The sequence below is a fragment of the Desertimonas flava genome (assembly GCF_003426815.1).
Classification (GTDB): domain Bacteria; phylum Actinomycetota; class Acidimicrobiia; order Acidimicrobiales; family Ilumatobacteraceae; genus Desertimonas; species Desertimonas flava.
In genome coordinates this window covers 65,602-76,102 of record NZ_QKYK01000028.1, presented here as the reverse complement: position 1 = coordinate 76,102, position 10,501 = coordinate 65,602, and the positions used below count along the sequence as shown (strand labels likewise).

Here is a 10,501-nt window from a genome sequence, read left to right as displayed (position 1 = left end):
GGACCCGGCGGCCAGCGCCCCGGCGGGCCTGGAGGCCCGCGCCCCGGTGGTGCCCGTCCCGGCGGTCCCCGCCCCGGTGGGTTCGCCCCTGGTGGTGCTCGCCCGGGTGGCGGCCCCGGTGGTCCCGGTGGCGGTCCGCGTCCCGGTGGCGGCCCTGGTGGCGGCCCCCGTCCCAGCGGTCAACGCCGCCCACCACGCCGCGGCCGGAGTCGTCGTCGCCGTCGCGACCGCGAGGAGCTGCAGCCGCAGTTCACGAACTACACGCGCAGCGATGCGCCGGTGCCCGAGGGCACCGTCGTCATCGAGCGCGGGGTCTCGGCCCAGGAGTTCGGTCCCAAGCTGAACCGCACCTCGGCCGACGTCGTGCGGTTCCTGCTCAACAACGGCGAGATGATCACGGCGACGATGACGCTCACCGACGATCAGATGGAGCTGTTCGCCCTCGAGATCGGCGCCGACATCCTCCTCGTCGAGCCCGGTCAGCAGGAAGAGATCCAGCTGCAGTCGCTGTTCGACGACACCGACGACGAGGAGAACCAGCAGCCGCGGCCGCCGGTCATCACCGTCATGGGCCACGTCGACCACGGCAAGACGACGGTGCTCGACAAGATCCGAGCCGCCAACGTCGTCGCCGGCGAGGCCGGCGGCATCACCCAGCACATCGGCGCCTACCAGGTGGAACAGCGCGGCCACAAGCTGACGTTCCTCGACACGCCGGGCCACGCCGCGTTCACGCAGATGCGTGCCCGTGGCGCCGAGGCCACCGACATCGTCGTGCTCGTCGTGGCCGCCGACGACGGTGTGATGCCCCAGACGATCGAGGCCATCAACCACGCCCGCGCCGCCGACGTGCCGATCATCGTCGCCGTCAACAAGATCGACAAGGACAACGCCGATCCCCAGCGCGTGCTCACCCAGCTCGCCGAGCACGAGCTCGTGCCCGAGTCGTGGGGTGGTGACACCATCGTCGTCGAGATGTCGGCGACGCAGGAGCTGGGCATCGACGACCTGCTCGATCAACTGCTCGTGGTGTCGGAGCTCGAGGAGCTCACCGCCAACCCCGAGGGCCGCGCCAAGGGCGTGGTGCTCGAGGCCCAGCTCGACGTCGGCCGGGGCCCCGTGGCCACGGTGCTCGTCGACAAGGGCGAGCTCAAGGTCGGCGACCCGATCGTCGCCGGCGCGGCCTGGGGTCGTGTCCGGGCGATGATGAACGAGCGCGGTGAGCAGGTGAAGACGGCCGGTCCGTCCACGCCCGTCCAGGTGCTCGGCTTGTCCACCGTTCCCCTCGCCGGTGACGAGTTCCGTGCCGCACCCGACGAGAAGGTGGCCCGCACCGTCGCCGAGTCCCGTGAGCACCGCCTCAAGTTGAAGTCCCAGCGCGGCGATGCCCGCGTCAAGACGGGCACCAAGCTCGAGGACATCTTCGCCCAGATCCAGTCGGGCGAGACGGCCACCTTGAACCTCATCCTCAAGGCCGACGTCCAGGGTTCGCTGGAAGCGGTCACCGAGAGCCTGCGCAAGTTGGACCGTCCCGAGGTCGAGCTGTCGTTCGTCCACCGGGCCGTCGGCGGCATCACCGAGAACGACATCACCCTCGCCGCCACCACCAACGCCACCATCATCGGTTTCAACGTGCGTCCCGACCGCAAGGCTCGTGAGGCCGCCGAGACCGCTGGCGTGGAGATCCGTACCTACGAGATCATCTACAAGCTGCTCGAGGACATCGAGCAGGCCATGGTGGGCATGCTGGCGCCGGAGTACGAAGAGGTCGTCACCGGCGAGGCCGAGGTCCGCGAGATCTTCCGGGTGCCGAGGATCGGCGCGATCGCCGGCTGCCTCGTGCGGTCGGGAACGATCACCCGCGGGTCCAAGGTGCGCTTCCTGCGCGACGGCACGATCATCTGGAAGGGCGAGATCAGCTCGCTCAAGCGGTTCAAGGAGGACGTCCGCGAGGTCCGCGAGGGCTTCGAGTGCGGCATCGGCCTGTCCGACTTCCAGGATCTCAAGCCCGGCGACCTCATCGAGACGTACGAAGACCGAGAGATCGCCCGGACCTGACACCTCGCGTTCCTGTACTGATTTCTGATCACCCGTGACCGGAATTCAGTACAGGAAGTCGCGGTCGACGACAGAGAGGACCCAACCATGGCGCCCAACCGATCCCGCGGCGCTGGCCGGTCGTCCGGCCACCGGTATCCGAGGAGCGCGCGCGTCGGCGAGACGCTGCGCGAGATCATCGCCGACGAGCTCGTCCGCATCGACGACGAGCACCTCGAGTTCGTCACGATCACCAAGATCGACGTCGACAACGAGCTCAACCGGGCGATCGTGTACTTCGACTCGCTGGCTGGGCCCGACGGTGACGCCGAGATCGTCGAGGCACTCGATCGTCACCGGCATCGTCTGCAGTCGTCGATCAACCGGCAGATCCGCGCCAAGAAGACGCCGGTGCTGCAATTCCGGCCCGACGACGTCATCCGCTCGGCCGAGCGCATCGACGACATCCTGCGCGCCGACCGCGCCACACACCCCGCCGCCGACGACTGACACATGCCCGCGACCGATTCGTCTTTCCCGTCGGCTTTGGCCGGTGCCGCAGCGCGCGTGGCCAGCAGAGCCGGCGTCGCGAGCGCCGGCGAGCAGCCGGACGCGAGCGACGCGAGCAATTGACATGGCGCAGCCGGACGCGAGCGAAGCGAGCAATTGACATGGCGCAGCCGGACGCGAGCGAAGCGAGCAATTGACATGGCTCGGCGGAAGGAGCCGACCGTCCATGGGGTGGCGGTCGTCGACAAACCGGCGGGCGTGACGAGCCACGATGTCGTGGCGATGCTGCGTCGCCGGCTCAACGAGCGGCGCATCGGCCACGCCGGAACGCTCGATCCGAGCGCCACCGGGGTGCTCGTCATCGGCGTCGGTCACGCCACGCGCCTGCTGCGCTTCATCACCGACGGCCACAAGCGCTACGTCGGCGAGGTCGTGCTCGGTGTGGAGACCGACTCCCTCGACGCCGACGGCACCGTGACGGCCACCCACGAGATGGCGCCCGTCGACCTCGACACCGTCCGGGCCCTCATCGCCGACCGTTTCGTCGGCGACATCGAGCAGGTGCCGCCGATGGTGTCGGCGATCAAGATCGGCGGCCGGCGCCTCCACGAGCTCGCCCGCGCAGGCGTCGAGGTGGAGCGCCAGCCTCGCCCCGTCACGATTTCGTCGTTCGACGTGATCGACAGCCGCGTCGAGGACGGTCGCCAGATCCTCACTGTCGACGTCGCGTGTTCCGCCGGCACCTACGTCCGCAGTCTCGCCGCCGACCTCGGCACCGCGCTCGGTGGCGGCGCCCACCTGCGCAACCTGCGCCGGACGGCCGTCGAGCCGTTCACGCTCGACGACGCCGCGCCGCCCGACGAGTGCGAGCTGCTGCCGATCGTCGACGCCGTGCGGGGCATGCCGCAGTTCACCGTCGACGGACCGCTGGCCGCACGAGTCGCCGTCGGGTCCGTGCTCCCGGCACCGCCAGGCGACGGACCGTGGGCGATGGTGACGCCCGACCGGCAGCTCCTCGCCGTGTACGAAGCACACGGCGACGGGTTCGCCAAGCCGTCGGTCGTGCTGCCCCAGCCCAGCTGACGGCCAAGCCCTGTATGGGAGTCGTGTGGAGAGTGCCTGGCGCTCTCCACACCGGTCGTCGTCGGATCGCTCGCCGGCCCCGCGTCTCGATAGCGTCGTCTGACGATGCAGGTGATCAACGACCTCAACGAAGCGCCGTGGCCCGGTGAGCGCTCCGTGGTCACCATCGGTGCCTACGACGGTGTACACCTCGGCCACCGGGCGGTGATCGACCAGGTCCGCGAGATCGCCGCGGCCCAGGCGGCGCGGTCGGTCGTGCTCACGTTCGACCGCCATCCGGCGACCGTCGTGCGACCGGAGTCGGCGCCGGCGTTGCTCACCAACGCCGACCAGCGCCTCGAGCTGCTGGCCGAGACGGGTATCGACGCCGCCGTGGTGCTGCCGTTCGACGCCCACCAGTCGCACGAGCATCCGGGATCGTTCATCGAGCGGGTGCTCGTCCACGGACTCGGCGTTCGCACCATCGTGGTCGGCGAGGACTTCCACTTCGGCAAGGATCGCGAGGGCAACGTCGACCTCCTCGAGAAGGTCGGTCGCACGAACGACTTCGACGTCGAGCCCATCCGTCTCATCGAGCGGGCCGACGGCATCACAGAGCCGATCAGTTCCACGGCGATCCGGCGGGCGCTCGCGGGCGGCGACGTCGAGGTCGCCGCGGCGATGCTGGGCCGCCTCCACGAGGTGCGTGGCCCGGTGGTCGAGGGCGACAAGCGTGGCCGGTTGATCGGATTCCCGACGGCCAACGTGTCGGTGCCGCGAGCCGTATGCCTTCCCGCCGACGGCGTGTACGCCGGCTGGTTCGAGCGCAGCGACGGCGTCGTCCATCCGTGCGCCATCAACCTCGGCCGGCGCCCGACGTTCTACGAGCACGCCGACTCGTCGCTGCTCGAGGCCCACCTCCTCGACTTCGACGGCGATCTCTATGGCGAGCAGGTGAAGGTCCGCTTCGCCCACTTCTTGCGCAGCGAGCGCAAGTTCGACGGCATCGAGGCGATCGCCGCCCAGCTCCAGCTCGACGTGGGCCATGCCCGCGAACAGCTGCATTCATAGCGTTCCCCGGCCACGCAGGCCGGCGCGCCGGCTCCCTCCGCTGGCGCTCCGGTCGCCTACCCGCTCGGACTCCGGGACGCTCTCTGCGCTCGCTGATCTGCGGGGTCGAGTCGTCGCGTTCCCCGGCCACGCAGGCCGGCGCGCCGGCTCCCTCCGCTGGCGCTCCGGTCGCCTACCCGCTCGGACTCCGGGACGCTCGCTGCGCTCGCGTCCGGGACGCTCGCTGCGCTCGCTGATCTCCGGGGTCGAGTCGTCGCGTTCCCCGGCCCCGCAGGCCAACCCATCCGAGTGTTGAAGCGTGCCCGAGTGGTGGCCGCCCTCCAGCGGGCGCTCCCACACTCGGGTGCTCAGAGGCTGGCCACGGCCTCGTTGACCAGCTGTACGAACCGCTCGCTCGCCGCGTTGGTGCGTTCGTAGTCGTAGTGAGAGCCGTCGGGCCGCAGTGACGCATCGTCCACGTGATCGTTCATCCAGGCGTCGAAGGCCAGCACGTCCACGTCGTCACGGGCGTCGGCGAGCGACTGCACGATGGCATTGAGGCGATCGACGCGTTGCGGGTGCCGGCTGGCGCGGAACTCGTCGCTCAGACCGTCCCATCCGACGGTCTGGCTCATGTAGGGACAGCGCATCCAGAGGACGCGCCCGACCCCGGCGGCGGCCAGTCGGTCGGCCACGTGGTCGTAGGCGGCGTAGATGTAGGCGTCGACCACGGGATCACCGATGACCCGGGTCTCGTCACCCGCCCCGGGAATCGGCTGGGCGACGAGCTCCCACTGGCACGAGATGAGCACGGCCGCGTCGAGGTGCTCGCCGCGAGCCTTGCCGAAGAAGCGCTCGGCGGGGAGGTCGCACCGGTGCGGGTCCTCTGGCGGGACGTATGGCGACAGGGCGATCCCACAACCGATGTCGGTCTCCGACGGCGCCCGTTCGTACGCCGCCGGGGTGGTGGCGTGCCCCAGCGACAACAGCATCGAGAAGGCCACCGAGTCGCCGAACATGGCGACACGCGGCAGTCCGGGACGACCGTCGGGGTGGGGCGCCGACTCGGCGGCGTCGTCGAGTCCGGCCAGCAGTTCGGCCGACGCCGTGCGCCGGCCGTCCATCGCCGAGGCCACACCGATGGTGGTCACGACGAGCGCAGCCGCTGCGACGAGACGGGCGGTCGGGACGCGACGCAGCCGCACCGGCCGCTCGACGAGCATCGTGAGGAGCTGGGCGAGGACCACGGAGAGCCCGACGAGACCGGCGGCGCGGAGGACCGAGCGGTCGTCCGAGAGGCGGTCGGCGACGACGATCACGGGCCAGTGGACGAGGTAGAGGCTGTAGCTGATGCGGCCGAGCCAGGTGAGGCCCGGTCGGCGGGCGACGACGGCGACGGGCCCCCGGGGGAGCAGGGCGGCGACGACGAGCCCGGCGCTGCACAGCGTGACAGCGGGCAGGAGCCCGCGCCGGAGCGCGTCGCTGCCGGGAGTGACGTTGAGCCACAGGGCGATCGTGCCGGCCGCGGCCGCGACGCCGATGACGGCGAGCGGCCGGCCGCGCTCGAGCAACCAGTGACGCCGGCGTGGCGCGGCGACCGCGGCGGCGATCACCACCCCGATCATCAGCTCACCCGCCCTGGTGTCGGTGCCGTAGTACACACGGTCGACCCCCAGGCCGAGCGTCATCGGCAGGGCGAACGACACGACGGCGACGGCGCCCGCGGACGCGCCGACCACGAGCAACGGCCGGCGTGGGCGGGCGATGGCGACCGCCAGGGCGAGGAGCCCTCCGGCGAGATAGAACTGCTCCTCGATCGCCAGGCTCCAGAAGTGCAGCACGGCGGACGGCCCCCCGAACAGGTCGGCGTAGGACGCGTCGGCCGCGAGGAAGTGCCAGTTGGCGACGTCGAGCGCCGAGGCCACGACATCGGCCCCGGACGTCTCGGCGAGGTGTGAGCTGACGAGACGGGCGACGGCGACGGCCGCAAGTGTCACCAGCGCGGCCGGCAGCAGACGGCGGGCCCGTCGCAGCCAGAACGACCGGAGCGAGAACCGTCCCGTGGTGGTGAGCTCGTGGAGCACGAGCGTGCCGATCAGCACGCCCGAGATGGTGAAGAACAGGGAGACACCGAGGTAGCCGCCCGTCACGCCGCCGACGCCGAAGTGGAACAGCACGACCGCCGCCACCGCCAGGCCCCGCAGGCCGTCGAGACCGGGCTGGTGGGTGACGCCGTGCTCGGTCGTCAGTCGCTCGAACGGCGACCCACCCGGCGTCTCCATCCACACGACGCTACTGGGCGTCGGCGAGTCGGCCGGAGGCGGCCCACGCGGGCGCCGGGGGTCGATCTGGGCACCGATCGTGCCGGATCTGGCACGTGTGGTGCCCAGATCGTCGGATGACACGATCGGTGCCCAGATCGGGCGACCGGGAGTGGGCTCGGACGTCGGCCGGGTGTCAGGGCCAGATCAGCGTGCCGGTGTCGTCGTAGAGAGCGTCGGTCAGGTCGAGCGACAGCGCGTCGGTGATCGCCGGCGCCCCGTCCGGGAACAGCCCGACGTCGTGATAAGCGTCGACCTCGGCCTGGAGCAGTTCGGGCACGGGCACGCCGAGCGGCGCTTCCGGGGTGGCGCTGCCGGCGATCGTCGCGGCGTCCGTCGTCCAGCGGAACGTCTCGCCCTCTTCGGACAGGTAGTTGGGGTTACCCCCGTCGGTCACCAGGGCCATGGCGACTCCGACCGCCGCCTCGGGATCGGCCACGGCATCGGCGAGGCCGCGCAGCGAGGCCCGGACGAAGTCCTGGGCCGCCGTCGGGTGGTCCTCGATGAACCGGCGGCTGGTGTAGGTGACGCCGAACGAGCCGGGGATGTCGTAGTCGGCCGGATCGAACAGGTCGAAGTCGACGTCGGCGCGTTCGAGGGCCCCGGGCTCGTTGCTGCGGTAGCCGGGGAAGCCGTCGATGCCGTCGAGGGCGATGTGAGCGACGGGGTCGAAGCCGTCCAGGAGCACGGTCGTGTAGTCCTCGCCGTCGGCGAGGTCGGCCGTCGCGAGCATCGCCGCGACGCTGGGCTGGAGCTTGCCCTTGATGCCGATCGTCGCCCCGGCCAGGTCGGCCAGTTCGTCGGCGGTACCGGGCTTGAGGATCAGCACGTCGATGGGCGAACGACCGTCGATCGTGACCGCCACCAGCTCGGTCTCGTTGATCTGCCCGTACTCGAGCACCTCGCTGAACGAGCCGGCCGACGCGAACTGAGCCTCGCCGGCCGCGATCAGCGGGTAGTTGGCGGTGGAGAAGCTCGGCCGCACCTCGACGTCGAGGCACAGCTCGTCGTAGTAGCCGCGGTCGGCCGCGACGTAGACCTCCACCATCGAGGCGGCGGCGGCGTAGTCGAAGCCCGTGAGGTAGGTGATCGTGCCGGCCGCCCGGTTCGCCTCACAGCGCTCGGCGTCGATGGCTGCCGGGGCAGCGGAACCGGCAGCGGAACCGGTAGACGTGTCGTCGGGGCTGCTGGCCGCAGCCGATGCCGCCAGTGACAGGCCGCCGGCGAGGAGCGACGTGAGTGCGATGGGCGTGACGACACGACGAAGAACGATGGTGGTGCGCTGACGCATGGAGACTCCGTGACTGAGTCGGGCCGCGGTCGGTCGACCGGGCCGCTGCGGGTGGGTTGTGCCAGCGCACGAGGGGCACGACGGATGTGAGAAGGCCGTCGGAGCCCGAGAGGTTCGTGCACTCTCAGGGTAGCCAGCGCGGACCGGTTGCGGTCGATCCCTGGCGCTGCGACACGTGCCAGCGGAGAGCGACCCGCTCGATCGTCGCCAGGATGGCGAGACCGGCCACGCCGAGCGCCACGGTGGCGAACACCGACGCCCACAGCAGCGGACCGTTCGATCCGCTCCCGGCGCGCCGGCCGATCGACCCGAGCCCCTCGGTGTCCAGGTTGCCGCCCTCTCCGTAGTAGGCCGCGGCGAGGGCCAGTCCGATGACGTACCGGCCGGCGGCGAGGATCCCCGGCAGCGCCGACGGCAGCCGGAGCCGCCACAGCACCTCGGCCCGGCTGGCGTTCACCGATGCCAGCAGCTCCCGGGCGGCCGGGTCACTGGAGCGCAGACCGGCGACGACGGCGAACGTGAACGCCGGCACGGTGACGAACGTGACGAGGAAGTACACCGGAGGGTCGCCGGGTCCGAGCCAGGCGAGTAGTGACGTGAAGTAGGCGACCCACGGGGCGACGAGGATGAGGACGAGGAGCGGCTGCGCCATCGCCTCGAGGAATCGCCACGACGCGAGCACGGCGCCGAGGATCACGGCGATGGCGAGCGCCATGAGCAGCCCGAGACCGGCATGCCGGCTCGTCACCGCTGCTGCCTCGAGATAGAAGCGGGGGGCGTCGGACAGCTCCTCGATGATCCGCGAGGGCGGCAGCAGGATGAACGGCCGGACGTCGAAGAGGCGGACGAGGAACTCCCACAACCCACCGAGCACGACGATCCCGGCCACGGTGGCCAGGAGGAGCCGCCACGTGCCGAGGGGTCTCACGGGTGAACCTGCAGCGCCGGGTCCGGGGTGGTGGGCGGTTCGGGGGCCTTGGTCGCGGCGCGGAGGAGCGAGCGAAGACGGCGGGTCGCCTCGAAGAACGCCGGCGTGTCCTCGAGCTCGGGGGAGCGGGGGTGGGGCAGATCGATCGGCTCGACGGCGAAGACGCGCCCCGGCCGGCTCGTCAGCACCACCACGCGGTCGGAGAGGAACACGGCCTCGGGCACGGAGTGCGTGACGAACAGCGTGGTGGTCGGGCCCTCCGGGCTGTCCCCGGCGCTGTCCCCGGGTGCACACAACCTCGCCAGGAGGTGGCGCATGTCGGTCCGCGTGATCTCGTCGAGGGCGGCGAACGGCTCGTCCATCACGAGGAGCGGTGCGCCGAGCGCCATCGCCCGCACGAGGGCGACGCGCTGCTGCATGCCGCCGGAGAGCTCGTGCGGGTAGGCCGCGCCGAACTCCCCGAGGCCGACCTCGTCGAGCAGCTCGGCCGTGGACCGCACGGCGGTCCCGTTGGCGGTGCGATTGACGTCGAGGAGGAGCCGGGCGTTCTGTTCGACGGTACGCCAGGGCAGCAGCGCCGGCGACTGTGGGACGAACCCGATCCGTTTGCCGGCCCGAGCGGTGTGCGGCGACTCGCCACACACCGTGATCTCGCCCGAGCTGGGCGCGTCCAGGCCGGCGATCAGTCGCAAGAGGGTGGTCTTGCCACTCCCGGACGCTCCGATCAGCGTGACGGTCTCGCCGGGAGCGACGTCGAGGTCGATCTGCCGGAGCGCGTGGAGCCGCCCGAAGAACTTGGAGACTCCGGCGACGTGGATCATGGGCGTGGGTCGCAGTGGATCATCCTCGCCCGCCTTCTCGCTCCCCGTGCTCGCTGCCGCTCCGTGTCGTTGCTCGCTGCCGCTCCGTGTCGTTGCTCGCTGCCGCTCGCTGCGGCGGGCGTCAGCGACGCAGGCCGAGCTTGGCGATGATCGCGCGGTAGCGCTCGACGTCGATGCCGCGGACGTAGTCCAGCATGCGGCGGCGGCGACCGACGAGCATCAGCAGGCCACGACGGCTGTGATGGTCCTTCGGGTGCGTGCGCAGGTGGTCGGTGAGATGCGAGATGCGCTGCGACAGGAGGGCGATCTGCACCTCCGGCGAGCCCGTGTCGGTCTCGTGTGTGCGGTGCTCCGCGATCGTCTCTTGCTTGACCGGTGCGTCTGCCATGGCGTGGAACCTTCGTGATTCGGGAAAGCTCGCTGCGTCACGATGGTGCCGCAGCATCTCGCCGCAGGGAAGGCCGCGACGGACGCCGCAACG

The 10,501-nt window shown here is 70.9% G+C and carries 10 protein-coding genes; 4 read left to right on the top strand and 6 right to left on the bottom strand.

The features are described 5' to 3' along the window. The coding region (locus tag DN771_RS30570) for a hypothetical protein (protein WP_227462458.1) at positions 1-183 on the bottom strand (183 nt) is incomplete at its 3' end. Positions 184-279: 96 nt separating this feature from the next. Here DN771_RS30570 and infB point away from each other — a divergent pair. The 4 genes from infB (at position 280) to DN771_RS23260 (ending at position 4,680) form a co-directional block, all read left to right on the top strand. Further along, on the top strand, positions 280-2,058 hold the full coding sequence (gene infB / locus DN771_RS23275; RefSeq protein ID WP_227462457.1) for a translation initiation factor IF-2: 1,779 nt from the start codon (positions 280-282) through the stop codon (positions 2,056-2,058). An 87-nt stretch (positions 2,059-2,145) separates the two neighbouring features. Then, on the top strand, positions 2,146-2,547 hold the full coding sequence (rbfA, locus tag DN771_RS23270) for a 30S ribosome-binding factor RbfA (protein WP_116999963.1): 402 nt from the start codon (positions 2,146-2,148) through the stop codon (positions 2,545-2,547). 198 nt (positions 2,548-2,745) lie between these two features. Continuing rightward, positions 2,746-3,630, top strand: coding sequence for a tRNA pseudouridine(55) synthase TruB (gene truB / locus DN771_RS23265; protein WP_116999962.1), 885 nt, complete (start codon positions 2,746-2,748; stop codon positions 3,628-3,630). 105 nt (positions 3,631-3,735) lie between these two features. Continuing rightward, positions 3,736-4,680, top strand: coding sequence for a bifunctional riboflavin kinase/FAD synthetase (locus tag DN771_RS23260; protein ID WP_116999961.1), 945 nt, complete (start codon positions 3,736-3,738; stop codon positions 4,678-4,680). A gap of 347 nt (positions 4,681-5,027) precedes the next feature. Here DN771_RS23260 and DN771_RS23255 read toward each other — a convergent pair whose 3' ends face one another. From DN771_RS23255 to rpsO, 5 genes are all read right to left on the bottom strand, one after another. After that, positions 5,028-6,941 (bottom strand): acyltransferase family protein, encoded by a 1,914-nt coding sequence (locus DN771_RS23255; protein WP_162942318.1) that lies wholly within the window; start codon positions 6,939-6,941, stop codon positions 5,028-5,030. Between the two features lie 175 nt (positions 6,942-7,116). Beyond that, positions 7,117-8,271, bottom strand: coding sequence for an ABC transporter substrate-binding protein (locus tag DN771_RS23250; RefSeq protein ID WP_116999959.1), 1,155 nt, complete (start codon positions 8,269-8,271; stop codon positions 7,117-7,119). Between the two features lie 124 nt (positions 8,272-8,395). Further along, positions 8,396-9,199: an ABC transporter permease gene (locus tag DN771_RS23245; protein WP_116999958.1), complete on the bottom strand. Its 804-nt coding sequence runs from the start codon at positions 9,197-9,199 to the stop codon at positions 8,396-8,398. Beyond that, positions 9,196-10,020, bottom strand: coding sequence for an ABC transporter ATP-binding protein (locus DN771_RS23240; RefSeq protein ID WP_116999957.1), 825 nt, complete (start codon positions 10,018-10,020; stop codon positions 9,196-9,198). The genes DN771_RS23245 and DN771_RS23240 overlap by 4 nt, the downstream gene beginning before the upstream one ends. Before the next feature lie 121 nt (positions 10,021-10,141). Continuing rightward, positions 10,142-10,408 (bottom strand): 30S ribosomal protein S15, encoded by a 267-nt coding sequence (gene rpsO, locus DN771_RS23235; RefSeq protein WP_116999956.1) that lies wholly within the window; start codon positions 10,406-10,408, stop codon positions 10,142-10,144. Between the last annotated feature and the right edge of the window lie 93 nt (positions 10,409-10,501).

Coding starts and splice junctions, on each gene's coding strand:
- rbfA (WP_116999963.1), top strand. CDS start 2,146: ATGGCGCCCAACCGATCCCGCGGCGCTGGCCGGTCGTCCGGCCACCGG.
- truB (WP_116999962.1), top strand. CDS start 2,746: ATGGCTCGGCGGAAGGAGCCGACCGTCCATGGGGTGGCGGTCGTCGAC.
- DN771_RS23260 (WP_116999961.1), top strand. CDS start 3,736: ATGCAGGTGATCAACGACCTCAACGAAGCGCCGTGGCCCGGTGAGCGC.
- DN771_RS23255 (WP_162942318.1), bottom strand. CDS start 6,941: ATGGAGACGCCGGGTGGGTCGCCGTTCGAGCGACTGACGACCGAGCAC.
- DN771_RS23250 (WP_116999959.1), bottom strand. CDS start 8,271: ATGCGTCAGCGCACCACCATCGTTCTTCGTCGTGTCGTCACGCCCATC.
- DN771_RS23240 (WP_116999957.1), bottom strand. CDS start 10,020: ATGATCCACGTCGCCGGAGTCTCCAAGTTCTTCGGGCGGCTCCACGCG.
- rpsO (WP_116999956.1), bottom strand. CDS start 10,408: ATGGCAGACGCACCGGTCAAGCAAGAGACGATCGCGGAGCACCGCACA.